The following is a 17,648-nucleotide window of genomic DNA, read 5'->3' as shown; positions in this document are numbered from 1 at the left end:
ATGGAGCTTTTATTAAGCTTTCAATATTTCGTTATGACATTATTTTAGTAAATATTGGATTTTAGTAAAGTCAAGAATCTTGTATATTAATACTTTATGTTATGCTTTTTCTTATAAGCTATATGAGATATAAATTCATACATTATACCCGCAGCTGTAAGTGAAGTAACATTTCCAGCATCATATTGTGGCGCAACTTCAACAAGGTCATAGCCTACTATATTTAAATCCTTTAATCCTCTTATTATTTCTAATGTTTGGGCAGATGAGAATCCACCTATAACAGGAGTTCCTGTCCCTGGTGCATATGCTGGGTCAACAAAATCTATATCAAATGTAAGGAATGCTTTTGAATCACCAACACGTTGTTTAACTCTTTCTATTATTTCTTCTGTAGTCATCTTATGACATTCAACAGCTTTTAAAACTTCATATCCTAAATCAGTTGAATGGTACTTATCTTCTTCACCATAATAACCTTCTCTTATTCCAACTTGAATTGATTTAGATGTATCAATAAGGTTTTCTTTAGCAGCATGGTAGAAAGGTGTTCCATGACTATAAGGCTTTCCAAAATATTCTGCTATTGTATCATAATGAGAGTCAAAGTGTATTAAAGCAACTGGTCCATGAACCTTATGACAAGCTCTTAATTCTGGTAATGTTACACTATGGTCTCCTCCCATAGCTATTGGAATTACACCATTTTCAAAGATAGGTAACATCCCCTCTGTAATTACATCAAATGTATCTTCTACATATCCTGGCACAGAGCCTAAATCACCATAGTCTACCCCAGAACAATAGTCAAATATACCAACATCAAGAACTGGATTATATGGTTTACAACCTAGAACTGACATTTCTCTTATTGATGATGGACCAAATCTAGCACCAACTCTAAATGTAGCACATGAATCAAATGGTATACCAAGAACAGCAAAATCTACATCGTCTGTTGTAACTACATTTTGTAATCTCATGAATGTTTTAATTCCTGCAAATCTAGGTGATTTTAAAGAATTTATTGTTTTATATTTAATCATAAATACTCTCCCCAATTTTTATTATTTTTTGTTAATTTTTTATCACATTTATTCTAAGCTTCAGATACACCATCTTCTTTTTCCATCTTAAGAACGTATGGAACTGCAATTAACTTTGCAAATATTATACCTATTATTCCACCTACGATTTGACCAACAAGTATTGCAATAACCAAGTTTGGTTGGAAATTGACATTGAAAGCTATAAAATCTCCTAAAGAATATCCTGCACAAACTAAAAACGACATAGATATTACTTTACTTGTCGGTTTCATATCTTTAACTAGTCCAAAAATTGCGATACCATTTGCCATACATGCAACTAATCCAGCACTACCTGCGCTATCTAGTCCAGCTATTGAACCAAGTTTTTCCAGTGGCTTTTTAAAATACTTACGTATAAGATAAACCATTGGAAATGCTCCACAAAGCATCATTGCAATACTCCCTAGAAGCTCAATAGACCTAAACATTTCTTTCTCATCTGCAAACATTGGGTCAAATCCCCAACTCCCAAATACTTTAGTGAAAATACCTGTATAGTGTTCAACAATAGATGATACTACGACTATTATTAATATGCTTGTAAGACCTTTTCCAAAATACATGAATCCTTTTATCATTCCATTAGGGAACAACTTTAACCCTAATGCAAGCAACACACACACCACAACAATAGGAATTAGATTTTGGAAAATCATTAGCATACTTAAATTTAATGTATAGTTAGAACTTCCTACTGTAGAAAGTGTCGTACGTATCGTAGGATTTGTAAGTAATGCAACCATATATGACGTGAATACTCCAAAAGGTACTGATAAAAATCCAGACATAGCTCCTAAAGCTAAGTACTTGTAATCTTTTTTATCTAAAATTGAAAGTCCTATTGGAATATTAAATGCCACTGTAGATGCACACATAAATCCAACCGCTAATACTATCACTAATATTTCACTCGTTTTCCCAATCTCTATAGCTAAAGCATATGAACCGCAATCTGGTGGCATAATCATAGCTGCTGCTACCACTGGGTCTGCGCCAAACATACTAAACAACTTTCCAAATATTTTCTCTACCCCGACTTTTAGATACGGAACAGATACCATAAGACCTACTATTGGTATAAACATCGTTGCCATAGTATGTAAGCCTTCATCAAAAGATTTAGCTAGCTCTGATTCTTCTTTGAAAATCTTTGCTAATCCTCCAGCTACACAACAAGCCATGATGATATACAGTACTGAGTCTCCTAATAATTCCATACAGTATACCCCCTATGTACTAAAAACATTAATCAGCTCTTTATTACTTAATTTTTATTATATTTCTTATGCTAATAAATACTTCTTATAGTGCCTCTACAGATTCTGTAAAGTTAGGGTCATTTATTATATCTAAGTAATGGTCAAAGTTTTCATCCTTCATAAATTCTATACAATCAGCTGCACGAGTTCTTCCATATTCCCAATAGAAGTCATGGTCTTTACCATATGTTATTTGAACTAATGACCATAAAGACCAATGTGCATTAACTAAAAACTTACTTGTAAGTAATCTTGCTCTTTGCTCTTCTGTTGGTTCTCCACCAAAGTATGTTCTTACATAAAGCTCTTCTTTATCTTTTGGAAGAGGATTTTCTACGCACACACATGCCATATCGTAAAATCTATCATTTGTTCCACCGTATTCCCAGTCTATTACACGCATAACTTTTCCATCATACATAAAGTTTTCTGCTAGTGTATCATTGTGACAAGGAACTAATTTTTGTGGGTTATTTTGATAAGCAATTTCTATTATATCTACTTTTTCTGTTATACTATCCCATCCATCATATCTCTTATCAAATCCATTTTCTTTAAGTATTTGTAAGTACTCTTTCATCTTAGCTATTGGATTAAATACACTTTTAAACTCCATTCCACTATCGTGGTATTTTCTCATAATTTCTGCTGATTTCATAACTACATCTGAATTATTTATAAAATCCTCTGCATGCATTGTATCTGATTTTATAAATTCACAAAGTTGTGAACCTGTTTTTGGGTCATAGTAATATATTTCTGGAGCTATTCCAAGACATGACATTAAAGAAGCATTGTGCTTTTCTGCTGGACGATTTATATATCCTGCTGTCCCTACTCCTGCCACACGCATTGCTATTTGAGTGCCATCTTCAATCTCAAGCTTAAAGTTTTTATTTGTAAGCCCGCCTGGCATTATTTCTATTTTGCTAAGTTCTTGGCTAAATGCTGTTTTTGTTAAATTAATTAACCTAAGGAAATCTTGAATTTCATACGGTTGTATTACCTCTCCAAATACTGACATATTTTCTCTTATACTTTCATTTTTCATAATAATTTCTCCTTTGTATGATTTGTTTTTGATTAAAACTTTTTCTATTAAAAACCATTTCCCTTTGATTAGAATTCTATATCTTTGTGCAACACAAAGGTCAACACTATTTTTGTTTAATTTTTTGTTATAATGAATTTTTTTATATATTCTTTGGGTTTTATCTCTATTTGTGCAAATAAAAAAGGGGTTATCTCAAAATAGATTTTGAAAGTTTTGTAAAAAATAATGATTTTGGAATTAGAATAGCAGAAGGTCTATGAGCATCTAAATAAATAAAGGAAAATTATGGAATTGAAAAAAACTTTACGATAGTTATTGGGAATCTATCGAAAAGTGCTTAATAGTGCCACATGACTAAAAAAAGAAACCACATTCTATTTTGTATAGAATATAGTTTCTTGAATTTTAAATAATTAAAAGCAATCTTTTATTTTTTGAATTTTCTAATTTTATAGTAGACAACTTTATTAATTAACTCTTAAATTTTTATCTTCTCTACAAAACTTTTTTCTTATTAAGAAATATGCAGAGATTACAACAAGTTCTATCGCTAAAAATATACCATAAGTAGCTATAGAATCTATACTGTCTATACCATTTCTAAAGAAAATTAATGCTACTCCTGCTGCTATAATTCCTATAGCATTTTTACCTATAGCATTCTGACCAAAACCATAAAAAGAAGGGAAATTTCCTTTTATCTCAATAACTGTCAAAATTAATCCAATTACTATAAATAATGCTCCTACAACTTCCATAATCATACTAGCCATTTTACACCCTCCTCATTAGAGAATTAACCACTACTATAAAAATATCTTGCTTTTATAGTTACATTATATATTCAATTGGGTGTTTTTGGAAGCATTATTAAAAAATAATTTTTCATTCTATTTAAATTTATTTTTCATATTAAAATCATCCCAATTTTTATATAAATATTAATCTAACCTGTATAGTTTTATATATTAGAAGGCTTGTAAATAAATTTATTTTATAAAAATCTATTCACAACCTCTTATATACATTTATATATTATCAAGAAAATAACAGCTAAATAACCAATATTTTTTTAATTATTAATTTTGATTATGAATTTCTTCAATCTCACTCTTGCTCAAATCAACTAGCTCATAAATTTCCTTTAGACTATGTCCTTTGTTTTTTAACTTTATGACAAAGTTACGGTTTATTTGTAAAGTTGTTTCATTTTTTCCTATTTCTTTACCTATTTCTATTCCTTTCTCTTCCCCTATTTCTATTCCCTCTCTTAAAACTTCTTCTCTAAAACTTCTACTTCTATCCATAATGTAAGCACCTCTTTTCAGATTTAATAAATATTCTTCATTACTACCTAATTCCTTTAACCTATCTAATGCCTTTTTAACAATAGTATCATTCTTAGCTATAACTCTGACATCCAAGTTAGAAGGATTATTGATAAGTTTTCCCCATAATATAACTCTATCTACTATGTTATCATGTCTATTAATCTTAGGAAGCTCTACAAAATACAGCACTGTTTTCTTTGAATAAATCTCTGGATGACCATCCATAGTTAATCTCATACAATTTACATAATCATCTATTTGCCTATATTTTACATGATTTAGTATATGTATTCCAATAAATTTTTTATATTTTTTCAGTTAACTGGCACAAATAAATTCTACTATACTTAACTTTTGTTTTAATGTTTTTTGATTACATATATTTTGTTAAGTACAGATTGAAATATTTATAATATTATGATAGACCCTAACAAACGATAGACCTTAATAAACATAAATAAATACTTAAAAAATATGTAAGACAAATACTATTGATATTATTCTTTATTATACAATGTACAACCCGTTTTCTTATTAAAAAGCTGAGCCCATTCTTCTGTACAGTAAAAAACAATACACTCGTGATAACCATCTCCCATGAAAAATAACTGTTTGATATTTTTTTCTTTTTCAAAAACTTCATTCATAAAATATAGCATTTTTTCATTAAACCAGTCATGATTAACTTCTACTTCACACATATACGGATTACCATTGTAGTAAAAACTTATTGTCTGCATGCCAGTTCCTTGATTGAAATCTACTTGGCTTGTATCTTCTACAATTTGTGTGATTTCAAATTCATTATTACTAATAGATAAAATTCCTTGCAGGAATATGGTATACATATCATGTCCTTCTACATCAAAACTGTATACTTGAGAAGATTTAGGTGTCCATATCCCAGTATTGTAATCATAAGAACCCCTGCCAAGAATGGTTAAAAGCATGGCTGTTTTATTCATTGAATCTAATACCTCTGATGGCATGATGTTCCAAGTATCTTCAAGATGTTTAATTGCTTCATCTGTAATGCCATGAATACCCAATTCTTTAAGAGTATTAGCTACTTCCTGAAAAGTCATTTGATTAGAATCTACCATAATATTTTCCTCCTTAGATAAGCTACTATTACCTTTTTAGTTATTATTTCAATCACTTAGCCAATAAAAAATATCGTCCATAACGTAATTATAACTTTATTTTCTATCAAATCTGATTGGTTTGCAAGCTAATAGTCTCAAATCAAATTGGACAAAACAACTTTGTTATTTCTTTGAAGCAGATTTTTAAACATCTGAATAAAGTCAAGAAAATACTATCTTCACAGTTTTCCCTGTAATAAAATCTAGTTTTGTATCTATATACGTCCCTTTATGAATGAATTTCATTCAATAGATAATTTAAAAAAATCCTTGAGATTTAAAGAAGTTTTGAGTTAAAAATTTACAACAGGATAGAGTATTATATGTAATATTTTTTATGTTTATATTTCGCTTTCTCTTTATGTTTTTAGTTTTATTTTTTTGCTTTGTATTTTTCTCTTTTTCTGCCTTTTTCTTTATTTTTATTTGTCTTTTATATTAGTTTATATTTTTTAGCAGTTACAATATATGAAGTATGATTCACTTTATTCCATGTAATATTTCTAAAATCTACAGCTATCAATTTACATATTTCTTTTTCTGAGTACATTTTTACATCTCCATCTTTGCTGTACTTTATGAAAACATTCATTATATGTCTAAATAAAAATGGTTGCCAACAGTCACAAATTATCAGGGTTCCTTTTGGCTTTAATACCCTACAAACCTCTGACAATACCTTATCGGGTTTAGGATAATGATGAAAAGAATCATTACAATATACAACATCAAAAAATTCATTTTCAAATGGCAAATACTCTGAATCTCCTAAAACTAAGGTAGCATTCTCTTTTAGTTTATTTTTTGCTATATCTAACATATTCTCAGAAATATCAATTCCATAAGCCTTTTTCCTACAATCTTCATTTAAAATAGCTTGTAATACTGCTCCTGTTCCACACCCTAAATCTAAAATAGTATCATATGAAATATCTGAAAGTGTTTTAAGTAAGACTGGATAAAGCTTTCTTGCATGTTGCCCCTTTATATCTTGGTCATAGGTATTAGCTTGATTATTAAAGGTTTTTCTTGATTTTTCTTTTACATCTGTCATATCTAGACTCCTCCTTTCTTATATTGTTCACAGTATATCATGGGTAGTTCTTTATGTCAATGAATGATATTCATTCACTTGCAATGTTAATATAACTATATTAAGTTATCTATAGTTATATTAACATTCATTTATACTATGCATACTATGATTAAGTTATATTATGTGTATTACGTTTAAGTTATACTGTACATACGATTCTTAAATTATATTATGCGTATTATGTTTAAGTTCCATTATGCATATTATTCCTAAGTTATATTATGTGTATTACAATTAATTTATACTATGCGTATTATTCTTAAATTATATTATGTGTATTACATTTAAGCTCTATTATTCATATTATTCTTAAGTTATACTATATATATTATATTTTTAGTCAATTTGACCTTTTAATATTTTTTCTTTCTCTCTTCTAACTTTTATAAAATAATCCTAAAATAAAGTATCATAATAATTACTCATATTTATCATACATTTTGCTGTTTTATCGCGACCTTTTATCCTGTCTCTGTAAATTTCACAATTAATATCTTGCCCTAACTAGCTCCTACCTTTAAAAATTTACTTTTAGAACCTATCAATTTTATTCTTTAATTTTCTCTTTACTTTAAAGATAAATCGGTCACAGTACTGTTCGTTTTTTACCAACAGCTCATATGCATCCATAATCCCAATAGATTGTACGAAACCAAAAATACCAACTGCCAATCCCAAAAATACAAGTGAATGATATTCTGTCCATTCAATGTACCCTCTAGCTGTTACCGCAATAATAAGAATACCAACTACAAACAAAAATGTACTTGGAATAGCAACTAACTTGTATTTTTTCTTGATTGAAATATATTCCTTTGATAATTCTTTCAAAAACTCATAATCAAATAACAATGGCTCTTTTCTCAAGATTTTATAATCTTCTTGTTCTGTAAACATCCCAAGTATAACAACACCAATACCTAAAACAACACACACTGCTATTCCTAAAATACGCCAACTTGTATGAGTTGGAAGCATTACATAAGGAATACCTGCTAATGCCCAAAACAAAAAACATAAACCCAAATATTTACATTCTCTTTTCTCATTGATAAGATAACCTCTTGCCACTTCCTTGCTTACATAATATCCCTTTTCATTTGTTCCTTTTATTGATTTCTCATCTTTTAATAAAAAATCAATTGATACTTCAAAGATATTAGATAGTAGTAAAAGTTTTTCTGTTTCAGGAAATCCTTGATTGTTTTCCTACTTACTAACCGCCTGTCTTGTTGTTCCGATTTGTTCTGCAATTGCTTCCTGTGATAGCCCTTTTTCTTTTCTCAACTTAAATAATTTTTCACCAAAATTCATATATTATTACCTCCTGTGATTTGATATCCAAATATTATCAAACTATTATGTTAAATTCTATATTTTAAGAAATGCACATTGTCAACTTCAAGTTGCACTCATGTAATTTGTTGCTAAAACATGATTTTATAATAATTTTTGCTTCTCTTTTTGTATTATAGCATCAATGGAAATCTAAATCCTTTCCTTTCTATTTTGGAAGTAATATTTATCAAAATATGATTTTATTAAGTGTACAAACATTTGATTAACAATAGGCTTTTGATTTATGTTCTAAATACAGCATATCCACACATTGAGATTCCCCTTCAAAAATTGGCTCTGGATAATTATCTATAAAAAAGTTTTTAACCTTATGTGAATAAACAAATCCAAATTTCTCATAAAACGGGATTCCACTTTCAGCTGTACCCACAATCATTGATGGATACTTTTCACTATAAACATCTAAAATATGATTTATCACCTTTGATGCGTAGCCCCTATTTTGAAAATGTTCATATGTAGCAATATTTTTTAATTCACATGTTTCTTTAGAAATTTCATTTACAACTGCTATACAAGTGAGTTCATCATTATCATACAAAGCATACATAGTGCCTTCATCAAGATACTTATCAATCATTACCTCATATGGGTCAGCCAACAACAAAAGGTCAATATGACCTTTTTTATTTTTATCTATAGTTTTTATTTCTATCATATATATCTCCTCTTTTCAGCATATATTTCTTTTATGTTTTTGATAAACATAACTAAATGATAATACAATTAGAACACTGAATGATTATTACTATCTAGTTTTACTATCTGGTTTTATTGTATTTAATCCTTTTTAGTTTTTAATACTAAATTGATAATAGAATACATTTTTAGAAGAATCAAGAGTAATTACAACTTATAGGTTAAAAAAACTTTAATTGTGTATATGTATCTGATTTCTTATAGGCTTCTATAATGTCTTTCATCTCTGTCAAAATACCATAACGACCACATTCTTTTTTTAGTACTTGTTCACATCTCTTTCCATTCAAGCTAGGACATACATAATTTAGTCCATATGTCTTTTGATACTGAAATACTAGTTTTTGCGATATATTCTTTAAATGCTTATAAAAAAACTCTCTTTGACCATTACGCATTGTCATTCCATACATACAATAGATAAACTTTGCATTAGCCTTATGTGCTTTTTCAACAATTGCTCTTATCTCATTCTCATTGTCAGTCAAAAATGGTATCAAAGGTGTCAATAATATCCCACAAAATATTCCAGCATCATTAAGCTGTTTTACTGCTTCAAATCGTTCAGAACTTAGACTCACATTAGGTTCTATTTTCTTTGCTAATTCGTCATTTGCAGTGGTTATAGTCACTTTGACAATGGCAGAATTATTTCTTGTTATTTCTTTCAAAATTAGTATATCTCTAACTACCAAACTACTTTTTGTATCAATAGATACTCCAAAATGATTTTCTGAAATTAAATTCAATGCTTGTTGAGTAATGCAAAGGTCTTTTTCAAAAGGATTGTATGTATCAGACATGGCTCCAATACCGACAACTCCTTTTTTTCGCTTTGAATGTAACTCCTTTTTTAGAGTTTCTATCACATTTTCCTTATATCTCACTTGGTCAAAATTTTCTATGTTGTATACTGTGCTACGACTGTCACAATAAATACAACCATGAGGACAACCACGGTAGAGATTCATATTATAATCAATCCCAAACCATCTTGAGTTGTCAAATTTAACTTTCTGTAAAATTTGTTTTGCTGGTATACTTTTAATCATTATTAACCTCTTTTACTATCAGCATCTATAATATTCTTTAAGGAATTCACCCATGTTTCTAACGTTTGAGTTAAGACCAATTGCTGGTCTAGAATAGCCTTCCCTGTTTCTGGTACATTCGATTTTGTATTTATATTTTCCTCAATATACGACTTTAATACTTGTATGTTTTCTTCAATACTACTCAAGCACAGTTTTTGCTTTTCTGGTGTAAGACTGTATAAATTTACTATTACAGCATTGAAATCCAGAAAAATATTTACTGGCTTTGAAGCTGTATCAAACATTAAATCTAAAAAATGCTTTTCACCTAATTCTGTTAAAGAGTAAATTGCCTTTTCTGGCATTCTCCCCTCTCTTACAACTGTACTTTGAATATAACCTTTTTCTTCTAACTGAATTACCTTCTTATAAATTGATGGTGTACTGATTTTAACCCAACGTGATATATTTCTATATTCCACCACTTTCTGTATATCATAAGCACTCTGAGGCTGTTGCTTTACTATCCCAAGTACAATTAAATCTATTGTTGCCATAAAAATTCTCCTCTCGTTTTCTCTCTATTGACAAATACTATAAATTATAGTAGCATTTTCTGTATTACTATAAATTATAGTATTATATTTTAGAGCTAATGTCAATAGAAAGGGAGTGTTTAGCATGAAAGAAAGCAACAAAAAAATTGAATTATTAGGGTCTGCCCCAATACCGAAAGCATTGTTATCTATGGGATTACCTACTATGATAGGTATGATGATAACTGCATTGTACAATTTAGTAGATGCATACTTTGTAGGTGGTCTTGGAACAAGTCAAATGGGTGCTATATCTGTTGCATTTCCACTAGGTCAAATTATTGTGGGATTAGGATTATTATTTGGAAATGGAGCAGCTTCCTACATTGCCAGACTCCTAGGTCATGGAGATAAGGAAAAAGCAGGCAAAGTTGCTAGTACAGCTATTTACAGTAGTATAATAGTCGGTATATTATTTATTATTGTCATTATGATTCTTCTCAATCCTGTTTTAAAATTATTAGGAGCTACAAAAAGTATTATGCCTTATGCAATGTCTTATGCTAGTATCTATGTCGTATCATCTATTTTTAATGTGTTTAATGTCACTATGACTAATATTGTCACAAGTGAAGGAGCTGCTAAAACAACTATGTGCGCTATGTTATTAGGTGCATTGCTTAATATGATTTTAGACCCAATATTCATTTATACTTTTGGAATGGGTGTAAAAGGTGCTTCAATTGCAACTGCTCTCTCTCAGATGGTTTCAACACTGGTTTATATAGGATACATTTTTAGCAAGAAAAGCATGTTTAGTTTTAGAATTAAAGAATGTTGTTTTTCAAATGAAATCATGTCAGAAATATTAAAGATTGGTGTACCTACCTTAATATTCCAGTTATTGACTAGTCTCGCTATTACATTAACTAATATGGAAGCTACAAAATATGGTGATTCTGTAATAGCTGGAATGGGTGCAGTAACAAGAATAATGTCTTTAGGTAGTCTTATCGTATTTGGGTTTATAAAAGGATTCCAACCAATTGCTGGTTATAATTTTGGTTCAAAGAACTATGATAGATTACACAAAGCAATAAAAACATCTATAGAATGGACTACTATATTTTGTGTAGTACTTGGTCTTGTAATGGTGTTTTTCCCAACAGCTATAATTTCACAATTTACAAGTGGTGACGTGTTATTGATTGAAAATGGTAGTAAGGCTCTTAGGGCAAATGGATTTTCATTTATGTTATTTGGTTTTTATACAGTGTATTCTACATTATTCCTTTCACTAGGAAAAGCAAAGGAAGGTGGATTTTTAGGCATGTGTAGACAAGGGATATGTTTTATTCCTATAATCTTGATTATTCCTATATTTTGGGGATTAAATGGTATTTTATATGCACAACCAATAGCTGATTTTATAGCTGCCATAGTTGCAGGTTTTATGGCGATAAAACTACATAAAGAGCTTCATATTTTAAAAATAAATTCCATTTCTTCTAAAGAATAAATCGAATTTAAAGTATGTGTCAGTTATATAAATCGACTATCAAAGAAGCTTCATGTATATTACTTATACAAATCGACTATCAGAAAAGATATAAAATTATTTCATGTATTTTGTAGGCTTAATTAACTCTATTAGCACTTATAAATTAATTTATCTATTTATATTGCTTAATCTACTTGCCAACAGGCAATAATATATATTAACATATATTTTTCACACAAATCATACTATTAATATGTGGTTAAATAATCCTTTTTCTCAAACTACTTGTTATTTTATCTATTCACTTGTATCATGGGATTATAATTATTTTAGGAAGGGAGACATTATATGCTTTCACAAAACGATATTGATATACTTACACAAGGTTTATCTTTTTGGGATAAACTCACTGACTCTCAAAAAAGCTTATTAATCTCTTCAGCCAATATATCCCACTTTGAAAAAGGAAACTCAATTCATAGTGGTGATAGTGATTGTGTTGGTGTTTTGATTATAAAGTCTGGAACAATACGCACATACATACTTTCAGATGAAGGGCGTGAGGTAACACTTTTCCGTCTTGATAGTGGTGATGTATGTATATTATCAGCATCATGTATTCTAAATACAATAACTTTTGATGTCTATGTAGATGCTGAGACAGATTGTGATATTATACAAATTAGTTCTTCTGTTTTCTCAAAATTATCTACAGAAAATATTCATGCAGAATTGTTCTCGTATAAACTAGCCACTGAACGTTTTTCTGATGTTATGTGGGCAATGCAACAAATCCTTTTTATGAGTTTTGATAAGCGTTTGGCATCTTTTTTAGTTGATGAAATAACTAAGCAAAGTAATACTACTGTAAATATGACTCATGAACAAATTGCTAAGTATATGGGAAGTGCGAGAGAAGTTGTGTCGAGAATGTTGAAATATTTTGCTAGTGAAGGTCTTGTATCTCTATCTCGTGGTGGTATAAAAGTGTTGGATAAAGATAGACTTCGTTCTTTAACATTATAAGGGGATGACTCAAAATAAAAATTTAAATCATCTCCCTTTTTATACAAAAATTGAATATCATACATTATAGCTTAATATTTTATTAGATTCATTTTTTTATTTAAATACATCTAATGTTCCTATTTAATATAATAAATAAAAAACATTGACTATTTATCTAACACTTTTTATTTATTATTCTAATAAACTTCTTTTATTTCATTCTCAGTTAATGTAGAATATTTAAATTTGGTTAATGTATCCTCTAATTTAAAACCATTCTTCTTTAGCATTATTATAAATCCAGAGTCTTTTCTTCTAGCTTCTTCCTTTTTAGCTCTTTCTTCAATTTCTTCTTTAAAATTTCTACTTTTATTCATAATGTAAGCACCTCTTTTTTATTATATCAATTCTTCATTAATTTAATTTTATTTTTCATATAATTACCTTCTGTTTTTATAAATACGGATAAATTTAGTTTGAATTTTTATTTGCTAATAAAATAGCTTAGTTTTACTTCTATTACTAATATGAAATAAATTTGAATTTTTTTGAAAAGCTTACTCTTATGATTAGTGTAACTTACCTGCGATTTTACCTGAAACTTTTTTATCTATTTCATCAAGAATATGAGAATATATATTTTTCATTGTTGCATTAACAATTCAAACACTACATTTCAATATAAAGCATTACATTTCAAATTGAAATCTTATATTTCTATTTGAAATGCAATATAAAGAAATATAATATTATTTTATTAAATTACAAAAAATATTTTCATAAAATTGTATTAAATCAATTTGATTAACAGTTAAATTACAATAAATCACATAAAAAAACAAATAAAATATTATTAATCTAAAAAGTTGGCATATTTTGTGCTTTTATAATTTAACATAAATCTAAAATTAAATAAGGAGAAGAAAATGAATAAAAAACAGTTGATGAAATTCTTACTTGTTGCAGCTATACCAATAATTGTATGGAGCTTACCTGCACCACAAGGATTAAAGAAAGAAACTTGGGATATTGTTGCTTTATATCTAGGTTTACTAGCAGGTCTTGTTATTAAACCATTTAAAGAGCCAATAATTACCTTAATCATTGTAGGTGTAGCCCTTATGTTTATGGATGAGTCAATACTACTTCATGGATATTCAGATAAAATGACTTGGTTTTTAGTTGTTGTAACTATTGTCTGTACAGCATTTGTAAAGACAGGACTAGGAAAACGTATGGCATACAACCTTTTACTAAGAGCAGGAGATTCTACTCTAGGACTTGGATACTTAATGATGATAAGTGATTTAATACTTAGTCCTGCTACAGGGTCAAATGCCTCTAGAACAACTATTATATATCCTATATTTAGAAATATCGCAGAAGGTGCAGGTTCTAAGCCTGATGATGAGCCTAAAAAATTGGGTGCATATTTAACAGTATTAACATATGTAGTCTCTCAAGGTACAGCAGCATTATTTTTGACAGGTATGGCAACTAATGCGATAACAGTTTCTTTGGCAGCAAGTATGTTAGGTGTTAACTTAACTTGGGGAACTTGGTTTATGGCATCAGTTGTACCAGCAGGTTTATTCTTACTAGTAGCACCACTTATAGTCTATAAAATATATAAGCCAGGTTTAACTCACTTAACAGATATTAAGCCACAGATAAGAAAAGATTTAGATTCATTAGGTGCTATTACAAAACATGAAAAGATACTAGTTGTATTCTTTATTCTTGCAATTCTTGGATGGATGTTTGGTGAAAAAATACCTTTTGTAAACTTAAATATGCAAGTAGTAGGATTTGTGTTCTTAGCACTAGTTCTTATAGCAGGTATTTTAGATTGGGACGATGTTATTGGAGCTAAAGGAGCATGGAATGTATTTATATGGTATGGTGCCTTTTATGGTATTGCTGGTTCGTTAGCTGATGCAGGTTTTTACAATTGGCTGGCTGATAAATTAGGTACAGTACTTAATCTATCAGATGTAAATGGATTATTAGTTACAATAGTACTATTGTTAGTGAGTTTGGCAGTTAGATACTTCTTTGTATCAAATAGTGCATTTGTAGCATCTTTTTATCCTGTACTATTTGCAATAGTTTTATCTACTAAAGCAAATCCGATGGTAGTTACATTATTACTAGCATTCTTTGCAAGTTATGGAGCTTTATTGACTCATTATGGAAATGGAGCTGGTCTTATAGCCTTTGCATCAGGATATGTATCTCAAAAAGATTTCTGGAAAGTAGGTACTATCATGGTAATGGTTGCATTAGCAATATTCTTAGTAATAGGCTTACCTTACTGGAAAATAATTGGATTATGGTAAGTACACATTAAATTTATATATTGGAGATGAATAATTATGCTAGATTTACTTATTGTAAATGGACATGTAGTAGACCCTAAAAATAATGTAAATGGGAATAAAACAATTGCTATATACAATGGAAAAATAACTGAATATAAACATGGCGATAATGCAAAACACACAATAGATGCAAGAGGTAAATTTGTTTTTCCAGGGTTGATTGATGCACATGCTCATATGTTTGCAGATGGAACTGAAATTGGTATATATCCAGATAGCACCTATCTTCCAACTGGTGTTACTAGTGCAATTGATTGTTCAGCAGGGGTAGCAAACTACCAACTCTTTAAGTCTTCAATTGTGGCTAGAAGTAAAGTAAATATAAAAAGTTTCTTGCAAGTTTGTTCAGCAGGATTAGTAACTACTAGCTATCATGAATGCATTGACCCAAGGTATTTTAATCATGAAAAAATAGAACGAATATACAATGAAAATAAAGACAATATATTAGGTCTAAAAATAAGATTAAGTGAAAATTTAGTAGAAGGTCTAGGAATAGAGCCATTAAAAGAAACTATTAAAATAGCTGAAAAAATAGGATGCCCTGTTGAGGTACATTGTACAAATTTACCAGTTCCTACAGAGGAAGTATTAAATATATTAAGACCAGGAGACATATTTGAACATGTATATCAAGGTGTTCAAAACACTATCCTCGACTCAAATGGCAATTTATATGAATGTGTAAAGAAAGCAAGAGAAAGAGGAATCATATTTGACACAGGAGAAGGTAGAAAACATGGTGATTTTGAAGTCATGCTAAAAGCAAAAGAACAAGGATTTATAGCTGATATTTGTAGTACAGATTTGGTGTTAGAAAGCATGTTTAGAAGACCTATATTCTCTCTACCAAATCTTATGTCTAGATACATGTGTATGGGAATAAGTCTATATGATGTTGTAAAAATGACAACACAAAATCCAGCTAAACTTATGAAAATGGAAAATCAAATAGGATGTTTATCAGAGGGTTCAAATGCAGATGTAGCAATATTTGACATTATGGATGTTAAACAAACTTATACAGATTGGAAAGGTAGTAAATTCGAGGCAGATAAATTATTAAAAACAGAAATGACAATTAAAAATGGATTTATAGTATATTGTGCCCCAGATTACATATATGAAAATTAATTAGGAGGAAAAAAATGGGTTGGAAAATATTATTACCACAAGAAATAATGCAAGAAGGAAGAGATTACTTAGAAAGTAGAGGACATGAACTAATAACTGGTTCAGGCATGGAGACTAAAGATATAATAAATGATATAAAAGGTATTGATGCAATTATAGTTAGGTTATCTAAAATAACGAGAGAGGTATTTGAAGCTGCTGATAACTTAAAAGTAATAGTACGTCATGGTGCAGGATTTGATACTGTAGATTTAGATGCAGCAAAAGAATTTGGTGTTCAAGTATTGTATTGTCCAGTAGCAAATAGTACTTCTGTTGCAGAGGTAACACTAATGTATATGTTATATTGCTCTAGAAATTATACAAGAGTAAGAAAAAGTTTTATAGATGACTATTATAAAGCTAAGCTAAGAACTCCTAAATGTGAGCTTGATGGAAAAACTGTAGGAATTATTGGATGTGGAAACATAGGTTCAAGAGTTGCTAAGATGTGTATGGATGGATTCAATATGAAAGTGGTTGCATATGACCCATATAAATCATCTAAAGACTTCCCACAAGGTGTAGAAGTAACTAGAGATATAAGCAAAATATATAAAGAAAGTGATTTTGTTTCTGTTCACTGTCCAACAACTTCTGTCACTAAACATTTTATAGGAAAAGAACAGTTTAGTATGATGAAGGAAACAGCATTTTTTATAAATGCAGCAAGAGGAAGTGTTGTAGATGAACAAGCTTTATATGAAGCATGTAGAGATAATATTATAGCAGGTGCTGGCTTGGATGTATTACAACAAGAACCAGTAGATTCTAAAAACCCTATATTATATTTAGATAATGTTGTGGTATCGCCTCATATAGGAGCAGCAACTAAAGAAGCTACTAATAGAGCCTCTTTACACTCTGCAATTGGAATTAATGAGGTATTTGAAGGTAAAAATCCTACTTGGCCAGTAAAATCAATAGATTGGGACAATGCAACTATATACAATGATTAGTAAACAACAAACACTTATTAGG

General features: G+C 29.4%; 18 protein-coding genes. 5 read left to right on the top strand and 13 right to left on the bottom strand.

Features of this window, described 5'->3' with window-relative positions; translation table 11 throughout:
* Positions 1-86 precede the first annotated feature (86 nt).
* The 12 genes from speB to KGF52_RS03785 all read right to left on the bottom strand — a co-directional run bounded on the left by speB (position 87) and on the right by KGF52_RS03785 (position 10,625).
* Complete coding sequence (gene speB, locus KGF52_RS03840; protein ID WP_227839198.1) at positions 87-1,046, bottom strand: agmatinase; 960 nt, start codon at positions 1,044-1,046, stop codon at positions 87-89.
* A 53-nt stretch (positions 1,047-1,099) separates the two neighbouring features.
* Positions 1,100-2,308, bottom strand: coding sequence for an ethanolamine utilization protein EutH (locus KGF52_RS03835; protein ID WP_227839197.1), 1,209 nt, complete (start codon positions 2,306-2,308; stop codon positions 1,100-1,102).
* An 85-nt stretch (positions 2,309-2,393) separates the two neighbouring features.
* On the bottom strand, positions 2,394-3,401 hold the full coding sequence (locus tag KGF52_RS03830) for a choline/ethanolamine kinase family protein (RefSeq protein WP_227839196.1): 1,008 nt from the start codon (positions 3,399-3,401) through the stop codon (positions 2,394-2,396).
* A 470-nt stretch (positions 3,402-3,871) separates the two neighbouring features.
* Entirely contained in the window at positions 3,872-4,177 is a 306-nt protein-coding gene (locus KGF52_RS03825; protein ID WP_227839195.1) for a hypothetical protein, read from the bottom strand.
* Positions 4,178-4,483: 306 nt separating this feature from the next.
* Positions 4,484-5,053, bottom strand: a complete 570-nt coding sequence (locus KGF52_RS03820; RefSeq protein WP_227839212.1) for a PD-(D/E)XK nuclease family transposase — start codon at positions 5,051-5,053, stop codon at positions 4,484-4,486.
* A 179-nt stretch (positions 5,054-5,232) separates the two neighbouring features.
* The gene (locus tag KGF52_RS03815) at positions 5,233-5,838 is read right to left on the bottom strand and encodes a hypothetical protein (RefSeq protein WP_227839194.1); all 606 of its coding nucleotides are present in this window, start codon (positions 5,836-5,838) and stop codon (positions 5,233-5,235) included.
* 475 nt (positions 5,839-6,313) lie between these two features.
* Entirely contained in the window at positions 6,314-6,934 is a 621-nt protein-coding gene (locus KGF52_RS03810) for a class I SAM-dependent methyltransferase (RefSeq protein WP_227839193.1), read from the bottom strand.
* Between the two features lie 573 nt (positions 6,935-7,507).
* Entirely contained in the window at positions 7,508-7,987 is a 480-nt protein-coding gene (locus KGF52_RS03805) for an XRE family transcriptional regulator (RefSeq protein WP_227839192.1), read from the bottom strand.
* A gap of 198 nt (positions 7,988-8,185) precedes the next feature.
* Positions 8,186-8,290 carry a helix-turn-helix domain-containing protein gene (locus KGF52_RS03800; protein ID WP_227839191.1) on the bottom strand — a complete coding sequence of 35 codons (105 nt, stop codon included), beginning with the start codon at positions 8,288-8,290 and terminating at the stop codon, positions 8,186-8,188.
* A gap of 247 nt (positions 8,291-8,537) precedes the next feature.
* Complete coding sequence (locus tag KGF52_RS03795; RefSeq protein ID WP_227839190.1) at positions 8,538-8,993, bottom strand: GNAT family N-acetyltransferase; 456 nt, start codon at positions 8,991-8,993, stop codon at positions 8,538-8,540.
* 202 nt (positions 8,994-9,195) lie between these two features.
* Complete coding sequence (locus tag KGF52_RS03790; protein ID WP_227828743.1) at positions 9,196-10,086, bottom strand: SPL family radical SAM protein; 891 nt, start codon at positions 10,084-10,086, stop codon at positions 9,196-9,198.
* Between the two features lie 2 nt (positions 10,087-10,088).
* Positions 10,089-10,625, bottom strand: coding sequence for a PadR family transcriptional regulator (locus tag KGF52_RS03785; RefSeq protein ID WP_227828744.1), 537 nt, complete (start codon positions 10,623-10,625; stop codon positions 10,089-10,091).
* Positions 10,626-10,749: 124 nt separating this feature from the next.
* Here KGF52_RS03785 and KGF52_RS03780 point away from each other — a divergent pair, with 124 nt between their 5' ends.
* Together KGF52_RS03780 and KGF52_RS03775 are read left to right on the top strand one after the other, a co-directional pair.
* Entirely contained in the window at positions 10,750-12,123 is a 1,374-nt protein-coding gene (locus KGF52_RS03780) for an MATE family efflux transporter (protein ID WP_227839189.1), read from the top strand.
* Between the two features lie 330 nt (positions 12,124-12,453).
* Positions 12,454-13,131 carry a Crp/Fnr family transcriptional regulator gene (locus KGF52_RS03775; RefSeq protein ID WP_227839188.1) on the top strand — a complete coding sequence of 226 codons (678 nt, stop codon included), beginning with the start codon at positions 12,454-12,456 and terminating at the stop codon, positions 13,129-13,131.
* Positions 13,132-13,310: 179 nt separating this feature from the next.
* On the opposite strand, the gene KGF52_RS03770 is transcribed toward KGF52_RS03775, so the two are convergent.
* Complete coding sequence (locus tag KGF52_RS03770) at positions 13,311-13,490, bottom strand: hypothetical protein (RefSeq protein WP_227839187.1); 180 nt, start codon at positions 13,488-13,490, stop codon at positions 13,311-13,313.
* 549 nt (positions 13,491-14,039) lie between these two features.
* Here KGF52_RS03770 and KGF52_RS03765 point away from each other — a divergent pair.
* Genes KGF52_RS03765 through KGF52_RS03755 form a run of 3 tightly spaced genes read left to right on the top strand, consistent with a single transcriptional unit; the run spans position 14,040 to position 17,626 of the window.
* Positions 14,040-15,452: a DASS family sodium-coupled anion symporter gene (locus KGF52_RS03765; RefSeq protein WP_227839186.1), complete on the top strand. Its 1,413-nt coding sequence runs from the start codon at positions 14,040-14,042 to the stop codon at positions 15,450-15,452.
* A 36-nt stretch (positions 15,453-15,488) separates the two neighbouring features.
* Positions 15,489-16,628, top strand: a complete 1,140-nt coding sequence (locus KGF52_RS03760; RefSeq protein ID WP_227839185.1) for an amidohydrolase family protein — start codon at positions 15,489-15,491, stop codon at positions 16,626-16,628.
* A gap of 14 nt (positions 16,629-16,642) precedes the next feature.
* Positions 16,643-17,626 carry a hydroxyacid dehydrogenase gene (locus KGF52_RS03755; protein WP_227839184.1) on the top strand — a complete coding sequence of 328 codons (984 nt, stop codon included), beginning with the start codon at positions 16,643-16,645 and terminating at the stop codon, positions 17,624-17,626.
* The last annotated feature ends 22 nt before the right edge of the window (positions 17,627-17,648 follow it).

This window comes from Clostridioides sp. ZZV15-6597, assembly GCF_020657815.1.
Classification (GTDB): domain Bacteria; phylum Bacillota; class Clostridia; order Peptostreptococcales; family Peptostreptococcaceae; genus Clostridioides.
The sequence above is the reverse complement of the archived record's forward strand: the minus strand, read 5'-3'. Positions and strand labels throughout refer to the sequence as shown.